The organism is Pedobacter steynii, from assembly GCF_001721645.1.
GTDB classification, from domain to species: Bacteria; Bacteroidota; Bacteroidia; order Sphingobacteriales; family Sphingobacteriaceae; genus Pedobacter; species Pedobacter steynii_A.
On record NZ_CP017141.1, the window covers coordinates 4,601,691 to 4,622,522 of the forward strand.

Annotated in this window: 18 protein-coding genes and 1 riboswitch; of the genes, 7 read left to right on the plus strand and 11 right to left on the minus strand. The window is 43.9% G+C overall.

Annotation, left to right across the window (positions count from 1 at the left end):
• Positions 1 to 15 precede the first annotated feature (15 nt).
• The 5 genes from BFS30_RS19020 to BFS30_RS19040 all read left to right on the plus strand — a co-directional run bounded on the left by BFS30_RS19020 (position 16) and on the right by BFS30_RS19040 (position 8,701).
• A complete protein-coding gene (locus tag BFS30_RS19020) occupies positions 16 to 1,638 on the plus strand; it encodes a RagB/SusD family nutrient uptake outer membrane protein (RefSeq protein ID WP_069380740.1) in 1,623 nt (540 codons plus the stop codon).
• 100 nt (positions 1,639 to 1,738) lie between these two features.
• Positions 1,739 to 2,755 carry a substrate-binding domain-containing protein gene (locus BFS30_RS19025; protein ID WP_069380741.1) on the plus strand — a complete coding sequence of 339 codons (1,017 nt, stop codon included), beginning with the start codon at positions 1,739 to 1,741 and terminating at the stop codon, positions 2,753 to 2,755.
• Between the two features lie 111 nt (positions 2,756 to 2,866).
• Positions 2,867 to 4,933 (plus strand): hypothetical protein, encoded by a 2,067-nt coding sequence (locus BFS30_RS19030; protein ID WP_157262960.1) that lies wholly within the window; start codon positions 2,867 to 2,869, stop codon positions 4,931 to 4,933.
• A 145-nt stretch (positions 4,934 to 5,078) separates the two neighbouring features.
• Complete coding sequence (locus tag BFS30_RS19035; protein WP_069380742.1) at positions 5,079 to 7,478, plus strand: TonB-dependent receptor; 2,400 nt, start codon at positions 5,079 to 5,081, stop codon at positions 7,476 to 7,478.
• Complete coding sequence (locus BFS30_RS19040) at positions 7,478 to 8,701, plus strand: PepSY-associated TM helix domain-containing protein (protein ID WP_069380743.1); 1,224 nt, start codon at positions 7,478 to 7,480, stop codon at positions 8,699 to 8,701. Before BFS30_RS19035 ends, BFS30_RS19040 begins: the two co-directional genes overlap by 1 nt.
• Before the next feature lie 75 nt (positions 8,702 to 8,776).
• Here BFS30_RS19040 and BFS30_RS19045 read toward each other — a convergent pair whose 3' ends face one another.
• Positions 8,777 to 9,622 (minus strand): S1 RNA-binding domain-containing protein, encoded by an 846-nt coding sequence (locus tag BFS30_RS19045; RefSeq protein WP_069380744.1) that lies wholly within the window; start codon positions 9,620 to 9,622, stop codon positions 8,777 to 8,779.
• A gap of 84 nt (positions 9,623 to 9,706) precedes the next feature.
• Between BFS30_RS19045 and BFS30_RS19050 the strand changes: the two genes are divergently transcribed.
• Together BFS30_RS19050 and BFS30_RS19055 are read left to right on the plus strand one after the other, a co-directional pair.
• Positions 9,707 to 10,339, plus strand: a complete 633-nt coding sequence (locus BFS30_RS19050) for an ABC transporter ATP-binding protein (RefSeq protein WP_167353167.1) — start codon at positions 9,707 to 9,709, stop codon at positions 10,337 to 10,339.
• Complete coding sequence (locus BFS30_RS19055) at positions 10,333 to 11,424, plus strand: hypothetical protein (RefSeq protein ID WP_069380745.1); 1,092 nt, start codon at positions 10,333 to 10,335, stop codon at positions 11,422 to 11,424. The genes BFS30_RS19050 and BFS30_RS19055 overlap by 7 nt, the downstream gene beginning before the upstream one ends.
• Before the next feature lie 22 nt (positions 11,425 to 11,446).
• Here BFS30_RS19055 and BFS30_RS19060 read toward each other — a convergent pair whose 3' ends face one another.
• From BFS30_RS19060 to BFS30_RS19105, 10 genes are all read right to left on the minus strand, one after another.
• Entirely contained in the window at positions 11,447 to 12,493 is a 1,047-nt protein-coding gene (locus tag BFS30_RS19060) for a HesA/MoeB/ThiF family protein (RefSeq protein ID WP_069380746.1), read from the minus strand.
• 4 nt (positions 12,494 to 12,497) lie between these two features.
• Positions 12,498 to 13,610: a 2-iminoacetate synthase ThiH gene (thiH, locus tag BFS30_RS19065; RefSeq protein ID WP_069380747.1), complete on the minus strand. Its 1,113-nt coding sequence runs from the start codon at positions 13,608 to 13,610 to the stop codon at positions 12,498 to 12,500.
• Positions 13,600 to 14,370: a thiazole synthase gene (locus BFS30_RS19070; protein WP_069380748.1), complete on the minus strand. Its 771-nt coding sequence runs from the start codon at positions 14,368 to 14,370 to the stop codon at positions 13,600 to 13,602. Before BFS30_RS19070 ends, thiH begins: the two co-directional genes overlap by 11 nt.
• A gap of 5 nt (positions 14,371 to 14,375) precedes the next feature.
• Complete coding sequence (locus tag BFS30_RS19075; RefSeq protein WP_069380749.1) at positions 14,376 to 15,029, minus strand: thiamine phosphate synthase; 654 nt, start codon at positions 15,027 to 15,029, stop codon at positions 14,376 to 14,378.
• Positions 15,026 to 15,805, minus strand: a complete 780-nt coding sequence (locus BFS30_RS19080) for a hydroxymethylpyrimidine/phosphomethylpyrimidine kinase (protein WP_069380750.1) — start codon at positions 15,803 to 15,805, stop codon at positions 15,026 to 15,028. The genes BFS30_RS19075 and BFS30_RS19080 overlap by 4 nt, the downstream gene beginning before the upstream one ends.
• Positions 15,781 to 16,383 (minus strand): thiamine phosphate synthase, encoded by a 603-nt coding sequence (locus BFS30_RS19085; RefSeq protein ID WP_069380751.1) that lies wholly within the window; start codon positions 16,381 to 16,383, stop codon positions 15,781 to 15,783. Before BFS30_RS19085 ends, BFS30_RS19080 begins: the two co-directional genes overlap by 25 nt.
• Positions 16,384 to 18,267, minus strand: a complete 1,884-nt coding sequence (gene thiC, locus BFS30_RS19090; RefSeq protein ID WP_069380752.1) for a phosphomethylpyrimidine synthase ThiC — start codon at positions 18,265 to 18,267, stop codon at positions 16,384 to 16,386.
• A 60-nt stretch (positions 18,268 to 18,327) separates the two neighbouring features.
• Positions 18,328 to 18,531, minus strand: coding sequence for a sulfur carrier protein ThiS (thiS, locus tag BFS30_RS19095; protein ID WP_069380753.1), 204 nt, complete (start codon positions 18,529 to 18,531; stop codon positions 18,328 to 18,330).
• 62 nt (positions 18,532 to 18,593) lie between these two features.
• A riboswitch (TPP riboswitch) is annotated at positions 18,594 to 18,681 on the minus strand.
• 103 nt (positions 18,682 to 18,784) lie between these two features.
• Positions 18,785 to 19,615 (minus strand): hypothetical protein, encoded by an 831-nt coding sequence (locus tag BFS30_RS19100; protein WP_069380754.1) that lies wholly within the window; start codon positions 19,613 to 19,615, stop codon positions 18,785 to 18,787.
• Between the two features lie 471 nt (positions 19,616 to 20,086).
• On the minus strand, positions 20,087 to 20,749 hold the full coding sequence (locus BFS30_RS19105; protein ID WP_069380755.1) for a hypothetical protein: 663 nt from the start codon (positions 20,747 to 20,749) through the stop codon (positions 20,087 to 20,089).
• Between the last annotated feature and the right edge of the window lie 83 nt (positions 20,750 to 20,832).

A 20,832-nucleotide genomic window follows, 5' to 3' on the forward strand; every position in this document is an offset into this window, starting at 1 on the left:
TGAAAAAATAAGAAAATGAAAACTATATCTATATGCTTTTTCAGCCTGCTGCTTTTGTTGAACATCAGCTCCTGCAAAAAGGGGTTTCTGGAAAGAAAACCGCTGGATACCTATTCAGAGCAGGATGTCTGGACAGATCTGAACCTGATACAGACCTTTATCAATTCTAAATACCGCGCTTTGCCACATTTTTATAACTGGGGCGCTGCAGTGAACGGGCCGGGATTGTCTGCTGCCTCTGATGAAGGTTATTCCAAATTTAATTATGAAAGTGTCTTTTTATGGAATAAAGGAGAAGTAAACCCGGATAACCTTTCTATGGACAGCTGGTCGGCCGACTATGGCTTTATCAGGGATTGCAATTCTTTTTTTCTGAAGATCGCGGAAGTAAAAGGGGAGGAGGCGATAAAGAACAGGATGATCGGGGAAATGAAGTTTATCAGGGCATGGTGCTACTTTAACCTTATTTCCCGCTATGGCGGCGTACCCCTGATTACAAAAGTCTACCAGCTTTCTGATCCTGATTTTTTAACCTTAAGAAACTCCTACGACGAATGCATGACCTTTGTGATCAGGGAGCTGGACGATGCCATTGCCTTATTACCTGATAGTTATACCGGGAAAGACCTGGGAAGGATCACCAAAGGAGCGGTGCTGGCCTTGAAATCCAGGGCTTTGTTATATGCGGCAAGTCCTTTGAATAACCCATCCAACAACAGGGCCAAATGGCAGGCCGCAGCAGATGCCACCAAAGCCATGCTGGATGCGCCGGGATTTTCCCTTTACCAGGGCGCAGACTACAAGCAGCTGTTTCTGGAGAAGTTTAATCCCGAAATCATCCTGTCTTATGGGATGAACGGAACCGATTGGGAATCTTCTCTGGATGTGATGATTGCGCCAAATGGATACCATGGCTGGTCGGTGTACGCCCCTTCTCAGAACCTGGTAGATGATTTCGAAATGAAAAATGGAAAGATGATCACTGATCCGGCTTCCGGATACGATCCCGCGAATCCTTATCAAAACAGGGATCCGCGTTTCAATGCCACCATTATTTATAATGGAACACCGTTTAAAGGCAGGAATGCGGAATATTTTAAGGGTGGGCTTGATAGCCCGCAGAGTCCTGTAGAAAACTGGAATGCCAGTCTGACGGGCTATAACTGGCGTAAATACGCAGATGAATCCCATGATATGGATGCTACAGGAAGTACACAGAACTGGGTGATTTTTCGTCTGGCAGAAATCTATTTGAATTATGCCGAAGCCCAGTATGAACTGGGAAATGAAGCCGAGGCAAGAAATTACCTGAACCTCGTTCGCAGTAGGTCGTCTGTAAATATGCCTCCTGTTACTGCAGGGTCAACTGCTCTTTTGCAGGCCATCAGGCATGAACGTGAAATCGAACTGTGCTTCGAAGGTCATCGTTTTTATGATGTACGCAGGTGGAAAATTGCAATGGTTACCGAGAATAAACCACTTCGGGGAGTAAACATTACTAAAAATGCTAACGGCTCCCTGAGCTATGATTATTTCAATCTGCAGCCAAGGAAATTCCTGGAAGCCAATTATTTATTTCCTATTCCTGCTTATGAAATGCAAAAGAATACATTACTGATCCAGAACCCCGGATATTAATCAAAAGAAAACCGTACAGTGTGCAAATGCTGTACGGTTTTAAGAATTGGAATGTTAAATTTGTTTTCCTGATCTTCAGGCAGGCAATTAGATAAGATATATGAGGAATGTTTTTGAGAAAATACAAGAACTGGAAGTGATTCCGGGTTATTCTAAACACGAGCAACTGGTTCAGGGCTTTATTAACTCAATTGATGAAAAGATTCTGGTGAAAGGCGACCAGCTTCCTTCTGTAAATATCATGATCAGAGAAACCGGATTTGCCCGGGAAACCATCGTAAAAGGATATAAAGAGCTGATTGAACGGGGCATTATTGAGTCCAAAAGAGGCATGGGTTATTATATCTCCAATACTGATACCGGACAGCCGCTAAAGCTGGCCCTGGTTTTATATGCCTTCGATTCAATTCAGGAAACCTTTTATAATGCTTTCAGAGATCTTTTGCTGCCGGATATTCAGATCGACGTATTTTTTCACCATCAGAATATTGACACTTTCGGGAGCATCATCAACAACATCAGCGGAAAGTATGGCATGTATGTCGTTACACCAATGCCCCATCCCAGAACTGCAGAAATCCTGAAAGTTCTCCCGCTGAATAAATTCCTGATGATTGACCGTTTTGAGCCGATGCAGGGGGATTTTTCCTACCTCACTCAGGAATTTGAAGCATCCAGTTATCGTGTGTTTGTGGAGTTATTGGATACCATCAGGAATTTTGACGAGATGATTTTCTTTTCCAGACCTAATTCAGACCTGCCTGTTGAAATCATGAAAGCATTCAAAAGATTCGTAAAAGACTATAATATCAAATTTCAGGTAAAAAAGGAATATGTTCCCGGTGCTCTGGAAAAAGGAAAAGTCTATTTTGTGTGTAATGACAGGCAGCTTTGGACGATGTTAAAAGATTGTGAAGCACAAGGTTTCAAGCTTGGTCAGGACGTTGGTATTCTGGCTCAGGATGATGATCCCATAAAGGAAATCATCTTTGGTGGCATCACTACGTATTCTACAGATTTCCAGTTGATGGCAGAGAAAGCAGCAGCGTTTGTACTCAGCCAGGAAAAAATACAGGAAGTGATTCCCACGGTTTTGAAAAGACGTACTTCTCTTTAACAATTTCATTTCACAGATCAGTTCCGGTAACAGATTAACCTGTTGCAGCACTATTTCTATGGTCTTTAAGGCCATTAAATCTGATTTTAATCCAGCATAAATAAAATAACCATGAAAGGTAAATTAAAGATACTAAGGATAGGTTTGATCCTGTCCATATTGATGACCATTTGGAATCTGGTCAATGCCCAGCAGCTCAACCTTCCCGTTCAGAATGATCGTTGGAAGATCAGTAAAGAAGGAGGGATCCTTTGGGAAATTAAGGACCGCCTGTCTCATTCCGATCATATTGAAATGAGCGGGCAACGTGTTTCTCTATGGCTTCAATATGAAGTGGATAAAGAAAAAAAGCTTCATTTAAAGCGAACGGTAGTCTTCCCCGGCTTCCGGATGAAACCAAATGATACCCATTCCAGTCTCATGCAGGTGATTAAAGATGAGGAACTTCCTCAGGTTTTTATAGATGGAAAGCCCATGAAGACAGAGTTGTTTAACGGGCGTCAGCTTCCTGGTTTTTCGGAAAAAGTGACGGCCATCCGGCTTGACGGCAAAATGGAGATCTATAGTAAACTGGGTGAAAAAGGAGAAGTCAGCCTAAAAAGAACCCTGTTTCCCTCCGTAGATCAGGCAATGGCCATTGAAAAACTGGTTTTTGTAAACGAGGGTAAGAAAGCCCTGAAAATTTCAATGGATCATCAGATCAGGAACATTCAGGTAGCCCCTTCCAGAAGTCATCTGCAAACCCATCATTTGATATTAAAGTCGGCCGGAGGAGACAGACAAACGGTTGAACCTGGTGATTCCATTACCTTTTCCATCACCTATCAGGCAGTGGATAAACCAAGCTCTATACTCGATGTGGAGGTATTGGCTGAAGAACAGGCCCGTTATTCCCGGGTTCAGGAGATTTCCGGAAAACTGCAGCTGATCACACCTGACCCGGTTTTAAATACTGCTTTTACCTTTGCAAAGCTGCGTGCCACAGAGAGTGTTTTTAAGACTAAAGGTGGATTGATGCATGGTCCCGGCGGACTTTCCTACTATGCTGCCATCTGGGCAAATGACCAGGCCGAGTATGTAAACCCATTTTTTGCGTTTTTAGGCGATGAAATGGGAAATAAATCGGCTATGAATGCTTATCGTATGTTTGCCGCGTATATGAACCCTGAATATAAACCTATTCCCAGTTCAATCATTGCGGAAGGAGAAGGGTTTTGGAATGGTGCCGGCGATCGTGGGGATCAGGCAATGATTGCCTACGGGGCATCCCGGTATGCATTAGCGAACGGAAATATAGATTCCGCAAGGGTATTATGGCCATTAATAGAGTGGTGCCTTGAATATTGTAGAAGAAAACTGAATGCGGAAGGAGTGGTAGCCTCGCAAAGCGATGAACTGGAAGGACGTTTTCCTGCCGGAACAGCGAACTTATCGACCAGCTGTTTATATTATGACGCCCTGCTGTCTGCCGAAAAACTGAGCCGTCTACTGGGAAAATCTTCAGGTCTCGCAGATGGGTATGGGCTACAGGCAAAAGCACTCCGGCTGGCCATAAACCGTTATTTCTCTGCTAATATAGACGGTTTTGAGACTTATCGCTATTATAAGGAGAACACGGTATTGCGTTCCTGGATTTGCATGCCCCTGACTGTTGGCATTCTGGAGCGTAAATCCGGGACAATTAAAGCCTTGTTCTCTCCAAAATTATTTACTCAGGATGGATTACTGACACAGGCGGGTGATAAGACATTCTGGGATCGTTCCACACTTTATGCTTTGCGTGGGATTCTGGAGGCCGGAGATACAGAAACTGCCATGCATTACCTCAGGTATTATTCCAGAAGAAGATTACTGGGAGAACATGTTCCCTATCCGGTAGAAGCCTTTCCGGAAGGAGGGCAGCGGCATTTATCCGCAGAAAGTGGCTTATACTGCCGGGTTTTTACGGAAGGCCTGTTTGGCATACGTCCTATAGGTTTCGACCGCTTCAACTGTACCCCAAGACTACCCGAAGGATGGAATGAGATGGCTTTGCGTAACATTCATTCCTTTGGAAACGTATTTGACCTCGAGATCTCCAGGTCAGGTCATAACAGATTAAAGATCAAAGTAAGAAAAGGTGGTAAAGTCAAACAATATCTCCTTAAAAATGGGGCCACAGCCTTAGTAAAAGTATAGGTATTCCATTGCTTGTCTTGGTTGATCCACTCAACCAGGACAAATGCTTGCATAGCTAAAAGGTTTTTTAAATATTATTAGGATAGTAAATGGGTTTTAGCTTTCTTTGCGCTCTATTTGTAATTAATCTTAATAAGTATAGCGCATGCGAAAACTCTTACCTACTCTTTTATTTTTCCTTCTATTCAGCTCCAGTATTTTTGCGCAGCAAACCAGCAGCATTAAAGGACGGATCACTACGGCAGATGGTCGTGTGGCCAGTAACATCTCCGTAAAATTGAAAGGAACCTCGCTGGGAGGGATCACTACTGAAGACGGTGAATATCAGATCCGAAAAGTCCCTGTAGGGGAATATACCATTGTCGTTTCCGGAGTTGGGCTTTTTACCAAAGAAAAAGAAGTCACCGTAACCGGTAAATCCAGTGTTATTGCCGATTTCTCTTTGAAAGAGAACCTGTCTCAGCTGGATGATGTTCAGATATCAGGTCGTAAAAAGAAGTTTAAAGTGGATAAAGTATCTCCTTCATTACGTCTGCAGACCCCATTATTGGAATTACCGCAGAACATTCGCGTGGTCACCAGCCAGGTCATGGCCGATCAGATGGCTTTTGATATTGTGGATGGGGTAACCAGAAATGTAAGCGGTGCGATCAGGGTAGGCCACTGGGATGCTCAGTATGCCAATATCTTTATGCGTGGTACCAGCATTCCTGCGTTTCGGAATGGCATGAATATGAAAACACCCTGGGGACCTCTTGCAGACGATGCAGCTACGATAGACCGTATAGAGTTTGTAAAAGGACCTGCCGGATTTATGATGGCCAATGGCGAACCGGGAGGGATGTATAACATTGTAACCAAGAAGCCTACCGGTCAGAACAACAGTTCAGTGAGTGTGAGCGCCGGCGGTTATAACCTTGCCCGTGCTGCGGTAGACCTGGATACTAAACTCAGCTCAGATGGTAAACTGTTATTCCGTCTGAATGTAGCCGGACAAACAAAAGGCAGTTTTAACAAATACAATTACAATGATAAATATGTGGTTGCACCGGTAATCAGTTACCAGATAGACAGCAACACTAAAATTACAGCCGAATATACCCATCAGCATGTGGAAGCACAGGCACTGGGAAACTACAGCTTTTCTAAAAAAGGGTTTGGTGACGTTCCCCCAAGCTTTTTCCTGGGCGATCCCTCATTGAATCCGGCCAAGCTGAACGACCATAACCTTACTTTATATCTGAACCATAAGCTCAATAAAGACTGGACGTTCAATGCCCAGCTGGCTTACCTGAATTACTCCCTGGAGGGTGGTTCGGTATGGCTTTCTTCTTTGGACGATGCCGGCAATATGAGAAGGTATTACAATATTGGAGATGAACTGGCGATCAATAAGAACGCGCAGTTCAGTTTACAGGGAGAATTGAAAACCGGACAGGTGGTTCACCGGATCCTGGGTGGTTTAGATATGGGTAACTTAAAGACCTGGGGAGATTTCTCCAGTTCAGGAACACCTGATCTTCAGCTGGCCAATAATGCTCCTTTTAATATTTATAACCCGGTTTACGGCATTCCTACGGCAAACATCCCTGTATTTGACCGGTCAAAAAGCATACAGGTACGTTCCGGATCCAATGTATATGCAACCAACCTGACGTATACCGGAATTTACCTGCAGGATGAACTTCGTTTCCTGGAAGAAAAACTGAGGTTAACCCTGGCCGGACGCTTTACCCATACGGTAACGGTTGGAAAGACCAATGCCACGCAGCTATCAGATAATGTATTTTCTCCAAGAGTAGGATTAAGTTATTCCATTACCAAAGACCTGTCTGTATATTCTTTATACGACCAGAGCTTTTTGCCTCAGTCTGGCGCAGATAAGGAAGGAAATGTATTTAAGCCGGTAAGGGGAAACAACATCGAGATCGGTTTCAAAAAAGACTGGTTTGACGGAAAATGGAATACCTCTATTACGGCCTTCAAAATCACCAAGAAGAACGTGCTGACCCAGGATCCGAGATATCCTAACGATCCGGCTAACTGGAGGGTGCAACTGGGAGAAATTCAATCAAAAGGACTGGAATTTGATGTGGTCGGAGAAGTTGTGGAAGGACTAAATGTGACCTTGAATTATGCCTATACCGATCCAAAGGTAACCAAAGACGAGTCGGTGATCAAAAACCTTAAAGGGACTTATATTGCCAATGCGGCTAAGCATATTACCAATGGCTGGTTGTCTTACAGCTTTAAAAAACAGGGTGCTCTTTTAAATGGTTTTGGCCTGAGTGGCGGATATCAGTTTCAGTTTGAGCGTGTTGCGGGATCAGGTTTTACCAAATCAAACCTTCCTGATTACCTGCGCTTTGATGCCGGTCTTTCCTATGCAAAAGGGAAGTTTAGCCTGTCTGCGGTAGTGAATAACCTGTTCGACCGCAAGTTGTTTACCCAGGGAACTGCTCCTGCAAATGCTTCCGGATACTATACCTGGATTTATGAAATGCCTAGAAATGCAAGGATAACAGCGCTTTACAAGTTTAAATAATGAATTTTAAAAAGATCAATGCTTTTTTACATTTATGGCTCGGACTTGGTTCGGGCCTGATTGTATTTATAGTCAGCATAACGGGTTGTATTTACGTATTTGAAAAGGAAATCAGAAGTTTATATGAGCCCTGGCAATATGTAAAACCTCAGCAAGAGGCTTTCCTGCTTCCTACACAACTGGCCGGTCTGGCCGGGCCGAACATGGGAGGAGTGAAGCCTAATTCCATCCGGTACGGGCAAAAAGACGAGGCCGTTACGGTCAGCAATTTTAACCGGAAAAAGGGCACAAGTGTCGTTGTTTTTATGAATCCCTATAACGGAAAAGTAATCCATACGGAAAAGAAAAACAGGAAGAGCAACTCTGATTTCTTCCGCTTCATTCTGAACGGACACCGGGCACTATGGCTTCCTTATCCTATTGGAAGGCCTATTGTAGGCGCTGCTGTACTGATTTTTGTCCTCTTACTCCTTTCCGGAATCATTTTATGGTGGCCAAAGAAATGGATCAGGTCTATCCGGGATAAAAGCTTTAAAATCAAGTGGAATGCCAGCTTTAAGCGTAAAAATTACGACCTGCACAATGTGCTGGGCTTTTATACCTTTCTCTTTTTACTGATCATTTCCTTAACAGGACTGGTTTACAGCTATAAGTGGTATAGTAAATCTTTATACTGGTTAAGCTCCGGAGGTAAATCCATGAAGGAATTTAAACGGGCAGTATCGGATACCACTGCAACAGGAACCTTTAAACCAGGCGATATTGACCAGCTTTACCATAGTATTGTTGCTGCCGATAAAACAGAAAACATATTGGTATCACTGCCGGAAAAGCCATCTGATGCCATAGGATTTGTTGTTTACCTGAAAGCACGGACATTGTATAAAACCAACCGTTATAGCTTTGATCAGCTGAGCCTTAAGCCCATCACAGATGGTTCTCCTTTTTCAGGGAAATATGCCGATGCCAGTGCTGCCGACAAGCTCAGACGGATGAACTATGACCTCCATATCGGTGCGATATTTGGGATCCCAACTAAGATTCTTGCTTTTCTGGCCAGTTTGATTTCAGCAAGTTTACCCATTACTGGATTTATCATCTGGTATGGCCGAAAATTCAAAAAGAAGAAAAAAGGCGGGAAGCCATCCATACCGGGAGCAAAGAAAACTGTTGTTCCTGTCCCGCAGAAAATAAAACGGGTAGAGGAGGAGCTCGTCCTTTAAAATTAAAAAGCCGTAAACACTTTAATGTTTACGGCTTTTTTTATGGTAAGACCTTAAAACAGGCCTGATCTGCGGTTATTCCGCTTCGTTGTCCACAAATAACTTGATCTCATGATCCGAAACCGTGATTAAGCGATCTTTGTATAGTCCGCCAATAACCTTTTTAAAAGCACTTTTACTGATCTTAAAACGCTCATAAATGGCATCAGGAGAGCTTTTGTCACCAAGATAGATGATCCCTCCGCATTCCTTTAATTCATCCAGGATGACATCTTTATTTTCGAGAATGTGGCCATAACCCATTGGTTGAAGACTCAAATCGATTTTGCCCTCTACGCGGATTTTTTTAATCCATCCTTTTCTGATTTCTCCCGGATTAAGCTGGTCAAATAGCTCATTGGTATATAAAAGACCGATATATTTATTGTCTACAATGGCATTGTAACCCAGATCAGAGCGGTCTACAATCAATAAACTCACCTCATCACCCTCTTCCAGATCGATATCCTGATCTTCTACATAATTGGTTAAACGGGAAGAAGCAACCATACGGTCATTGCTTCCGTCCAGATACACATAAACGACATGGCTGTCTCCTTTAAACATCGGGCGTTTCTGTTCACGCTGAGGAACATAGATGTCTTTATCCAGGCCAAGATCCATAAAAGCACCGTCTTCGCTATCGTCAACTACCGTCAGGTAGGCAAAATCTCCTACACAGGCCAAAGGCTTTTTGGTGGTTCCGATGAGTCTGCCCTCTTTACCCATATATACGAAAACGTTAATGTTATCCCCGATTTCGATGTTTTTAGGGACATCGACATAAGGTAGCAGCACTTCGTTTTCACCTTCGGTAAGGATCAGGCCGTTTTCAGTTTTATTTATAATTCGCAGATCGTTATATCTTCCTATTTCTATCATGTTCTTGCAGGCATTTTTGCAAAGGTAACGATATCAGCAGTAACATATCGGTGCACGAGGTATCTAAATGTAAAAATAAACCAATTGCGCAGCCTGGATTTACAACATATCGTTAAGAAATACGGTAACCATACCATTTTCTCTTTTGAAAAATGGAGCCTGGACCAGGGTATTTACTGGGTTAAAGGAGGAAATGGAACCGGGAAGACCACACTCTTTAAAGTGATTTCCGGACAGACCCCCTTTGAGGGAACGCTCAGTCTGAATGAGATCAGCATTAAAACAGCGCCTGTTGCCTACAGGGCAATGATCTCCTATGCAGAAGCGGAACCTCAATATCCCTCGTTTATCACCGGAAATGAACTCTTAAACTACCATATCTCCGTTAGAAAAGCCGATCCACTGATGGTAAAGGACGTGACAGAGCAGTTCGGGATGACTCCCTTTATGGACAATAAGATCGGCAGTTATTCCAGTGGAATGCTCAAAAAACTCTCATTGATATGCGCTTTTACCGGTGATATTCAGCTGTACATACTGGATGAGCCGCTCATTACCATAGATACACATTCCGCGGAAGTACTTTATGGATTGATCAGAAAGTACCATGAACAGGGGAGCAGCTTTTTGCTTTCTTCCCATCAGGAGCTGGAACCCGGCCAGCTGACACTTAAGGGCGTATTTCAAATTAAGGACCAACAGATAGCCGCATGTTGAAGCTATTTTTGAAAACCCTGAGTAAAGAATTTTTTGCGGCACATGCAGGTCTTTTTCTATTTGGGTTTTACCTGTTATTCGGCATTGTGGAGGCCGCACAGCTGATTAGCTATCATAAAACCCTGATGCTGCTCATTTATTCCTCTCCACTTATTCTTTTCCTTGTCGTCCTCTGTTGGGCTTTATATGCCATAAAATGCTTCTTTTTTGTGAAAAAGCAGTTGAAGCTGGAATCCTACCGTTTTGTATTTCTGATTGGCGCATCTGAACGTAAAATCCAGTTCAGGTTATGGTTAAAGCTGTATGCGGTATTGTTTCTTCCGGTATTGCTATACCTCGTACCTTTAGTATACGTAGGACTTAGTTATGGCTATTATGGCAGTGTTTTTGCAGTTTTTCTCAGCGTTTTGGGCATATTGTCTGCCGTTTCCGGCTATATGTTCCGGATCATCAATTATAGTCATGTTCCAGTTAAGGTTTATTTAAAAACCTCCCTCCCCCAATGGAGTAAGCCTTACTGGACATGGCCTTTTTATTATCTGCTGAAAGAACAGACGCTGATGCTTGTGGCCAGTAAAGTGCTCTCATTTGCCCTTTTTAATGCCACCATGTGGGTGTTTGCAGATGTTGCCGGAGATGTTCGTGTGGCCATGATCGGGATTCTGGCCGCTGTTTTGTCTCACGGTATGCTGATCCATGCTTTAATGAAAAATGAGCTCGACCGCCTTTCTTTTACCCGAAGCCTTCCCATTACCCTGGCCTCCAGGCTGGGACATCAGGTGATGGTATTGCTATTGCTTTTTGTTCCCGAGATCATTTTTTACATCCTCAAATCAGATGGACAGCTGTTGCACATTGCCTATGGTTTAGGCTTTGGCTTGTCTGGTCTGATGGGTTTACAAATGATCTTATACTGGATAAATCTCGATCAGGACGAATACCTGAAATGGTTACTCGGCTTCTTTTTTGTCAGCATGTTTGTCGTCCTTACCCACTATTATCTGCTCTATATCCTGCTGGTTTTCTTTAGCTATATCGGGTATTTTTCTTTCTTCTATTACAGGAAAGACTTAAAAGAGATTTAAAACCTAATATTAAATTTTAAGTTTATCTATTGCTATTTAATAGGCTGATTATAAATAGTTTTTCTTTTCTATTCTGGCTGATTAATTTAGCCGCCATTCTGCTTTTCGCTCCCGAAGTGCAGCATAAAACCAATTTGTGATGGAATGGGATATCGGCTATTTTTTCTTTAAGATCATAAAGTGAAATATGAGTTCCGCCGATATTGTACTCTTCAAATTCATAGGCTTCCCGGACATCGATCAGCAGGAAAGGTTCTTCCTTATCTTTCCAGTCCTGTAATTCCTGCTGTCCGATTTCCTGATAGATTGCTGTTTTGTCTGTGCCTTCGGTTGGGGGATCGCTTTTGGGATTTTCAGGTTGAATATTAAAGATCTGCATATCGTAATTTAAAGCATTGAAGATAAGAAGTTTTCCGGATAGATGATCCCCAAAGCCACAGATGATCTTCATGCACTCATTAGCCATCATGCTTCCGATAATACCCGGTAAGGGGCCGGTTACACCGCTCTCGCCGCAGTTAGGCTGTTCTTCGGGCAAAGGACTTTCCGGATAACAACTTCTGTAATCCGGTCCGCCCTGGTAATTAAACACCGATACCTGTCCCTCAAATTTAAAGATGGAGCCAAATACCAGCGGTTTATTCAGTGCAACACAACTATCGTTTACCAGATAGCGGGTAGGGAAGTTATCAGATCCATCAATCACCAGATCGTATGCAGCGATGATTGCCATTGCATTTTCAGGACTTAAATGATGCGGATAAGCCTGTAGCTGAATCCCGGGATTGAGCCTGCTGAGCTTGTCGGCAGCAGTTTGCGCTTTGTTTTTTCCGATGTCATTCATCTGATAAAGCACTTGTCTGTGCAGGTTACTTTCTTCTACCACATCCCCGTCAATGATGCCTATTTTTCCCAGTCCGGCTCCCGCCAGGTAGAGTAGGAGCGGGCAACCTAAGCCTCCTGCACCAATTACGAGTACCGAAGTCTGATGTAGCTTTTCCTGCCCCTCAAAGCCTATTTCTTCCAGTAACAGCTGTCGGTCGTATCTTTTAAGTTCCTGATTATTCATTTTTTCACTTCGTTAAGCTCATGTCCCAGTCTTTCCAGACTGCTTCATATCCTTGTTTATGAATCATTTCTGCAATCTCAGCTGCCGTTCTTTCGTCCGAGATTTCAAACTGTTCCAGGGATTGAGGCTCTACAGCATAACCTCCCGGATTGGTTTTTGAGCCTGCACTGATGGAGGTAATCCCGAGTTTGATGACGTTGTCCCGGAAAGCGACAGACTCCCTTGTAGAGATCGACAATTCTATTTCCTCATTAAACAGACGGTAGGCGCAGATGAGTTGCACCAGCTCTCTGTCGTTCATAGCCACCTTAGGTTCCAGGCCACCACTAAAGGGACGAAGTCTGGGGAAGGAGATGCTGTATTTGCTCTGCCAGTATTTTTTTTCCAGGTAATTCAGGTGCAGGGCCGTAAAAAAGGAATCTGTCCTCCAGTCTTCCAGACCAATTAATACCCCAAGTCCCATTTTGTGGATACCGGCCTGTCCAAGGCGGTCGGGCGTATCCAGGCGGTATTGAAAATTGGATTTTTTTCCCTTTGGGTGATGTTTTTTGTAATCCTCTTCATGGTAAGTCTCCTGATAAACAAGTACCGTATTTAGCCCGTATGGGGTTAATTCCTGATAATCTGAAAGGTCTAGTGGCTGGACTTCCATGGAAATATGGGCAAAATGTGGCCGGATCAGCTCCAATACTTTTTTGAAATAATCGGTATGCACACTTTGATTGGCCTCTCCTGTGACCAGCAATACATGGTCATAGCCCATTTCTTTAATGACGGCGACCTCTTCCATAATCTCCATCGGCGACAATGTCTTGCGCCTCACTTTGTTATCGTAGCTAAATCCGCAATACGTACAGATGTTATTGCATTCATTAGACAGGTACAGCGGAACGTACATCTGTATCGTATTTCCAAAGCGCTTTAAAGTCAGCTGCTGGCTCAGCTGGGCCATTCTTTCCAGATAAGGTGCAGCTGCGGGAGAGATCAGCGCTTTAAAGTCCTCCAAAGTCCTTTTTGAAGCATTTAATGCCTGTTCTACATCTGCGCTGGTTTTTGCATAAATGCTCCTGCTGGTTTCCTCCCAGCTATGGCACTCAAAAATATCGTTAAAACTCATCGTCAAGGAATGCCGTTAAAGGGCTGCTGGCTACAGCCTGTGAATACACCTGACCTAATCTTGCCTCGTAGGCCATTCTGCCCGCCTGAACCGCTATTTTAAAGGCTTTGGCCATTTTTGTCGGGTTTCCGGAAACGGCAATCGCCGTGTTCACCAATACCGCATCTGCACCGATCTCCATTGCCTTTGCAGCGTCCGAAGGCGAGCCGATTCCGGCGTCAATGATCACCGGTACATTGCTCTGACTGATGATGATTTCCAGGAAATCTATGGTTTTCAGGCCTTTGTTGCTGCCAATAGGGGAGCCCAAGGGCATTACTGCTGCTGTCCCGGCGTCTTCCAGTCGTTTACACAAAACCGGGTCCGCATGGATGTAAGGAAGTACGATAAAACCCAGTTTAGCGAGTTCTTCCGTAGCTTTTAATGTTTCTATAGGGTCTGGCATCAGGTATTTAGGATCCGGGTGAATTTCCAGTTTCAACCAGTTCGTTTCCAGTGCTTCCCGCGCCATTTGGGCGGCAAAAACCGCTTCTTTGGCATTTCTGACGCCGGAAGTATTTGGCAACAGGTTGATGTGTGGGTAATTAAGGTGCTTTAAGAGGTCGTCGCTCTCATCCTGCAGGTCTACACGCTTCAGTGCAACCGTTACCAGTTCCGATTCTGAAGCAAGCAATGCACTTTCCATCGCGGCCGGAGAACTAAACTTTCCGGTGCCGGTGAAGAGGCGTGAGCTGAATATTTTGTCGGCTATTTTTAACATCGTTTTTAAGAATTTAGGGTGGTTGAAAGTTGGTGTTTCTGAAGCTCGGAATACATCCTCTTTATCCGGTTTTCAGCATCGGTTTTTCCGGTTAATATCCCCGAAACGGCAACACCGTGAAGACCGGTTTTCAGGAGTTCCGGAAGGTCCGCTTCGGTGATTCCTCCGATGGCAATTATGGGTAAAGTAAAGCCTGACTTTTTGACTTGTTCCATGATTTTTGCATACCCTTCGAAGCCGATAACCGGGCTTAAATTTTTCTTGGTACTGGTAAAGCGAAGGGGACCCAGTCCGATATAATCCGCACCTTCTGCAACTCTTTTTTGCAGGTCTGCAAAAGTGTTTGCCGTTCCGCCTATTTTTATTTTATTACCTGCTATTAATCTGGCTTTTGCAATGCTCATATCATTTAATCCTAGATGTAGTCCATAGGCAGAAACAGCCTTTGAAACTTCCGGAAAATCATTGATGATTAAGCGGGCTGCAAATTTTTTGCAGAGCTCATTTGCAGCTTTAGCCAGTTCTAAAACCGTCGTTTCCGGCTGGTCTTTTACGCGGAGCTGAATCCACTTTCCGCCGGCCTGAAGGACCTGCTCGATGGCCTCCAGATGGCTCGTGTTTTCGGTGGATTGGGAGATGTAATGAAGTTGATCTATCATGAGGAATGGTAGCCCAGAAGGCTCGTGTTACTGTTTAAAAAATGTTCGATATATTTCTTGCCCTGAAGGCAGGATTCTTCCAAGGAATTTCCCCTGGCCAGTGCTGCGGTGATGGCTGCCGAAAGCACGCAACCGGAACCGTGTTTCTGAAAGATTTCCGATACTCCTGGCTTGAGCTCCAGCTGTCCTTTTTTCCGGTACAGGTAATCCGTACCAGGGGCATCCGGATTGTGTCCGCCTTTGAGCAGTACGGCACAGGTTTCAGACCAGGACCGGCAAAGCTGATGGACATCCGGCCGGCCGCTCTCATCGCTTTCCTGTGCGCCAGCCAGGCTTTCCATTTCCTGAAAATTGGGTGTAATCAAATAAAGCTGTTTTAAGACCTTATTTAATTTTTCCGGCGCTAGGTTCCATTCATGGAATTTATATCCTGCACTGGCCTTTAAAATGGGATCTACGACAATTTTAACCTCTGGGTTCATTGATTTCAAAATAAGGCAGACTTCTTCCAGGGTATCCAGGTCTTTGATCAGTCCGATTTTAGCCAGGCCAACCGGAAACTTTTTCATCAGGGGCTGGAACTGATCGATGATCTGCCCGGCATCCAGCCAGTCGTTTTTTAAAAACTCCGAGTCCGTCTGAACCGTCAGGGCAGAGCAGATGCCGAAGCCGTACACGCCCAGTGCTTCGAAACATTTCAGGTCCGACAACACTCCTGCACCGGCCGTAGGGTCGAAGCCGGCAATGCTGATTACGTAGGGTCTTTGTGATGACATTTTTCTAAGATCTTTTTAAAAGTTTTCAAGGCCTGTTCCGGTTCATTCCAAAGGCAGCCTAAAATGGCGATGCCATCGAAATTCATCTTCTTCAGCAGCGTTGTTTTTTCCTGGTCGATACCTCCCAGTGCGATCACCTTTAACCCGGGAACAGGAGGCAAACGGAAGTCTGAATCCACTGTTCCCGGATAGTCCTTTTTAGAGATGCTCTGGAATACGGGGCCATAGAAAGTATATTTAAAATTTTCTAATTCAGTTAATTGTTCGGTTTGATGTATAGAAGTACTTAAAGTGAGGTATTTCGATTGGCTGAAGGGGAGGTGTGCTCCTATCTTTCTTTTTGCTTCCGGAAAATGTAACCTTTGGATGCCAAAGTCCGGAGCTATTTCATGGAACTGGTGTAGGGCAACACGCTCCAGGTATTCCGGTTTGATATTGCCCAGCAGTTGTTCATACCCTCGTCTTTCCGAGCCTTCTTTTCTCAAATGAAAACGTTGCATTCCCGACTCAAAGAGCTGGTTGATCAGCAAGGCCTCTCCTTTAAAAAAATCGGGTTTCGAAATTACGATCAGTTCCATTTATAAATAAATTTCGCTTCCTTTTTCAGCAAACTCTTTAGACTTTTCGGCCATCCCTTTGGATAAGGCATCCGCTTCATCTACCCCCTGTTTGGCTGCATAGTCCCTCACATCCTGTGTGATTTTCATCGAACAGAAGTTAGGGCCACACATCGAGCAGAAGTGCGCGATCTTGGCGCCATCGGCAGGAAGGGTTTCATCATGAAACTCTTTTGCGGTATCCGGATCCAGGGAAAGGTTAAACTGATCTTCCCATCTGAACTCGAATCTGGCCTTGCTCAAAGCATTGTCCCGGTATTGTGCACCCGGATGTCCTTTGGCAAGATCCGCGGCATGGGCTGCAATCTTGTAAGTGATTACCCCGTCTTTTACATCTTTCTTATTCGGAAGTCCGAGGTGTTCTTTTGGCGTCACATAACACAACATTGCCGTTCCAAACCAGCCAATCATCGCCGCTCCAATGGCAGAAGTGATGTGGTCATAACCAGGAGCGATGTCTGTGGTGAGTGGCCCTAAGGTATAAAAAGGAGCTTCAGAGCAATGTTCCAGCTGTTTCTCCATGTTTTCCTTGATCAGGTGCATCGGCACATGGCCAGGACCTTCAATGATCGTTTGCACATCATGTTTCCAGGCAATTTTGGTCAGTTCACCCAATGTTTCCAGTTCGGCAAACTGCGCTTCATCATTCGCATCGGCAATACAACCTGGCCTTAGGCCATCTCCAAGTGAGAAAGCGACATCGTAAGCCTTCATGATTTCGCAGATTTCTTCAAAATGGGTGTAAAGGAAACTTTCCTTATGATGTGCCAGACACCATTTTGCCATGATCGATCCCCCGCGGGACACGATTCCGGTAACTCTTTTTGCCGTTAAAGGAATGTAGCGAAGCAATACCCCAGCATGGATCGTGAAATAATCGACTCCCTGTTCTGCCTGTTCAATCAGCGTATCCCTGAACAATTCCCAGGTTAAGTCCTCCGCTTTACCATTTACTTTTTCCAAAGCCTGGTAAATCGGTACTGTGCCAATCGGAACAGGGGAGTTGCGGATGATCCACTCTCTGGTTTCATGAATGTTTTTACCTGTAGAAAGGTCCATGATCGTATCTGCACCCCATCTGCATGCCCATACTGCTTTTTCTACTTCTTCCTCAATCGAAGAGGTCACCGCAGAGTTTCCGATGTTCGCATTGATTTTTACCAGGAAATTACGGCCGATGATCATCGGTTCCAGTTCCGGGTGGTTGATGTTGCAGGGGATCACTGCCCTTCCTGCCGCCACTTCCTCTCTGACGAACTCCGGGGTGATGTAACCCTTTGGTGTATTTGCGCCGAAGCTATGACCCTGGTGCTGGTGACTCATCACACCATATTGACTGCCCAGCTGTTCGTTCAAAAGATCGATCCTTTGATTTTCCCTAATGGCAATATATTCCATTTCTGCGGTGATGATTCCTTTTTTAGCGTAATGCATCTGAGAAACATTACTGCCTGGAGTCGCTTTGTATGGTTTGTTGATGTAAGCGAACCTCAGGTCATCCAGTTTGGCATCTGCCAGTCGCTGTTGCCCATAATCTGAAGAGATGTGATCCAGTTGTTCCACATCATTCCGGTCGGTGATCCACTTCTCTCTCAGTTTCGGCAAGCCACGTTTCACATCGATATCCGCATTCGGATCGGTATAAGGGCCACTTGTGTCGTAAATGGTTACCGGTGGATTAGGTTCTGTGGCTCCGAATCCGTTATGGATTTTGGTATCACTTAAGGTAATTTCACGCATTGCCACCTGGATATCATGGAGCTGGCCTTTTACAAAAATCTTTTTGGATGCCGGAAAAGGAGTTCGGCTGATGACTTGTTCGTCTGGCGTCTTTTCGTGTTTCATAATTTGTGATTTCTTGGTTAAGAAAATTTATGTTGGATGGATTGGTATGTTTCGATGGGTTTAACCGCCCTGGGTGGCTTTGATCACCGTGATGCGGTCGCCATGCTGGACTTCTCGTCCGGGCCAGTCGGTTTTAGGAATGATGGTCTGGTTAATGGCCACAGCAATCCCCTGAACAGGGATTTTTAAGACCTCTGCAAGCATTTGTTCTACGGAACAATTATCGTTAAGCTGGTAGTTTTTTTGATTTACAGTTATTTCCATATTTTGAAAAATTGGAAAAACTATAGGCATGACCTTTTTACAGGCATGAAAAGACGGCAACTTAAGTTGCTTCTACTTTTCCCTTCGGCAGTACTAACTGCATCAGGTTCAAAGGGTATTTCTCAGCGCAAGGCACCCCTAAAGTTTTTTTGTAAAACTAGATTATTTTTTTGAAAAAAAGAAACCCCGGTTTTCGGGGTTTCTTTTCATTGTCATTTTTTAGTTTTCCAGTTAGGATAAAACGATCATGATGTTATTCTGATGTTGTCTCCTGGTTTGAAAGATCGTCCTGGTTTTTCGGTCTGAATCTAATTGCCGCATAATGCCAGCTGACATCCCAGGGTAGATTGAATTTTCCATTGCTAACTGTCGCATTTACGATTACCGCGGGGTTAAATTCTTTATGATTAACCGGGACGGTTAGATTTCCCTGATTGCGATAATAGTGTAATGCCAGACCGGTAACACAGATGCATCCGTCCGGGATCTCTATTTTCCATTCCCTGGAAGGTACCATTTTTTGTGCATTGGAAATTTGCAACGCTTCCAGACGTATTTGTTGTTGGTAACAGGTTTCGATAGAAAGAAGGTAGATACTTAATTCCACACTGCAGATGTTGCTGTGCGGTGGAAATTTGAAATCGGACGGGATTTCAAAATCAGGAATTCGGATCTGGAGCTCCTGCCCGACCAGTTGTACGGAAGGTTCCACCCATAAGCTATCCTTCAATGGTGATTTGGTGTTAAAATCAAAACCATTTAATCTTCTGAAACTATCCGGTTTAAATTCGTAACTTTCCGTTTCAGGCTGGTAGCATTGTTTAAAGATTGCGAAGTTTTCTTTATTCAGGCGGTTCACCATTCCTCCGTCGTAACGGTCTTCAATCAGGAAGCCGAAGCTCTGACGGAGACAATTAGAGAACCTGCTCGCTTTGCCAAATACAAGTGCTGCCTTTTTTGTTTCTTTAGTTTGTTTTACGCCACCCTTTCCAGGTTTTGTCTGCACAATCTGTTCTTTTCTGTGTTTTTTGAATGTGAGGTTTCCTATTGCACCAATAAGAAATTTTCCTTTTAATCTTGCCATATTTATTTGAGTTTATTTAATTTGAAGTTAAGTATAATTCGGGACGCGTCCAAGTTACCTTCGTAATGAATCCACTGCTTGTCCAGGCCAGGTACACGGCTGGTTCAGGTTTTTCCGAAAAAAACGTGGACTCACTGTGGACTCAGTGTGGACTTACTGTGGACTCAGTCCGGCGTCATATCGGGCTGAATACGGAGGATAACCTATGGATTATGGGGTAAAAAAAGGAAAGGACCGGGAAGGGTTTTTGGAAGAAACGATCTGTTTTCAGATTAAAACAAAGTACTTATTATTGATAATTAATCTTCTTATGATTAATTTAATTGGCGAATAATGACTTTATTCCAACAAATTTAGTTTCATTTTCGATTTAGGGTCTGTACCATAAAGACTTAGCGCCTGTATCATAAAAAAGTACTTCTGTAAGCCTGGTTTGAACCGTCTTGATCGAAAGCAGTTTCTGTTGCAAATTTAGTAATAGAAATATTTGTTTTTGCCCGGGATTTTGTGTTCCGTATTTCCGGGGGTAAATTCATCCATCCTGAGTATCTTTTTAAAAGGATAGCTGAAATTCAGGTACTCATCTTCTGGAGGTGTCCTGCCTTCATCACAATCTCCATACGTATACGCTACATTGACCTTTTTGGTGGAAAAATTGATGTCGTATTGAAAATCATACTCGCAGGTATCAAAATCATTGTAGGTCGCGCCAATCAGGAACCAGTCTCCGTTTTGATAGCGGAAAATGTTTTTATACTTATGAGAATGTCTGGAATTGGAATTGAAAGTTTGTTCAACGATCAAAGTATTATTTTTAATGCTAATGGTCAGGTCCGGAACTTCTTCAAAGATACGGCCATAACGCTGGTACTCCCAGATCACAGAATGATTTTCCTTCCAGAGCCTGATGGTCCCATTTTGCCTTTTGCAGATATACAATACCCGGTAAAAGCCATTTTCTCCACTTTTGCGGTTGGTGTTGTAGATGTAGACGATCTCATTAATCCCATCCTTATCCAGGTCCCCTTCGGCCTTCGTTACCTGTTTAAAGCCGGCAGGAGGGCGGAACTCTTTCCGTTCTTGTCCGTATCCGTTTAAACAAAAAAATAGCAGGAGGATGAGGATGTTTTTCATTGGAACATTATTGTTGATGTTCCACAAACATAATATCTCCTGCTATAATTACACAAGTTATTTGCTGATTGTCTTGTTTTAAC

What these genes read in the sequence shown, in the direction of transcription:
- BFS30_RS19020 (WP_069380740.1), top strand. Translation starts at nt 16, where the DNA reads ATGAAAACTATATCTATATGCTTTTTCAGCCTGCTGCTTTTGTTGAAC.
- BFS30_RS19070 (WP_069380748.1), bottom strand. Translation starts at nt 14,370, where the DNA reads ATGTTAAAAATAGCCGACAAAATATTCAGCTCACGCCTCTTCACCGGC.
- BFS30_RS19035 (WP_069380742.1), top strand. Translation starts at nt 5,079, where the DNA reads ATGCGAAAACTCTTACCTACTCTTTTATTTTTCCTTCTATTCAGCTCC.
- BFS30_RS19085 (WP_069380751.1), bottom strand. Translation starts at nt 16,383, where the DNA reads ATGGAACTGATCGTAATTTCGAAACCCGATTTTTTTAAAGGAGAGGCC.
- BFS30_RS19100 (WP_069380754.1), bottom strand. Translation starts at nt 19,615, where the DNA reads ATGGCAAGATTAAAAGGAAAATTTCTTATTGGTGCAATAGGAAACCTC.
- BFS30_RS19025 (WP_069380741.1), top strand. Translation starts at nt 1,739, where the DNA reads ATGAGGAATGTTTTTGAGAAAATACAAGAACTGGAAGTGATTCCGGGT.
- thiH (WP_069380747.1), bottom strand. Translation starts at nt 13,610, where the DNA reads ATGAGTTTTAACGATATTTTTGAGTGCCATAGCTGGGAGGAAACCAGC.
- BFS30_RS19060 (WP_069380746.1), bottom strand. Translation starts at nt 12,493, where the DNA reads ATGAATAATCAGGAACTTAAAAGATACGACCGACAGCTGTTACTGGAA.
- BFS30_RS19080 (WP_069380750.1), bottom strand. Translation starts at nt 15,805, where the DNA reads ATGTCATCACAAAGACCCTACGTAATCAGCATTGCCGGCTTCGACCCT.
- BFS30_RS19105 (WP_069380755.1), bottom strand. Translation starts at nt 20,749, where the DNA reads ATGAAAAACATCCTCATCCTCCTGCTATTTTTTTGTTTAAACGGATAC.
- thiC (WP_069380752.1), bottom strand. Translation starts at nt 18,267, where the DNA reads ATGAAACACGAAAAGACGCCAGACGAACAAGTCATCAGCCGAACTCCT.
- BFS30_RS19045 (WP_069380744.1), bottom strand. Translation starts at nt 9,622, where the DNA reads ATGATAGAAATAGGAAGATATAACGATCTGCGAATTATAAATAAAACT.
- BFS30_RS19075 (WP_069380749.1), bottom strand. Translation starts at nt 15,029, where the DNA reads ATGATAGATCAACTTCATTACATCTCCCAATCCACCGAAAACACGAGC.
- BFS30_RS19040 (WP_069380743.1), top strand. Translation starts at nt 7,478, where the DNA reads ATGAATTTTAAAAAGATCAATGCTTTTTTACATTTATGGCTCGGACTT.
- thiS (WP_069380753.1), bottom strand. Translation starts at nt 18,531, where the DNA reads ATGGAAATAACTGTAAATCAAAAAAACTACCAGCTTAACGATAATTGT.
- BFS30_RS19055 (WP_069380745.1), top strand. Translation starts at nt 10,333, where the DNA reads ATGTTGAAGCTATTTTTGAAAACCCTGAGTAAAGAATTTTTTGCGGCA.
- BFS30_RS19030 (WP_157262960.1), top strand. Translation starts at nt 2,867, where the DNA reads ATGAAAGGTAAATTAAAGATACTAAGGATAGGTTTGATCCTGTCCATA.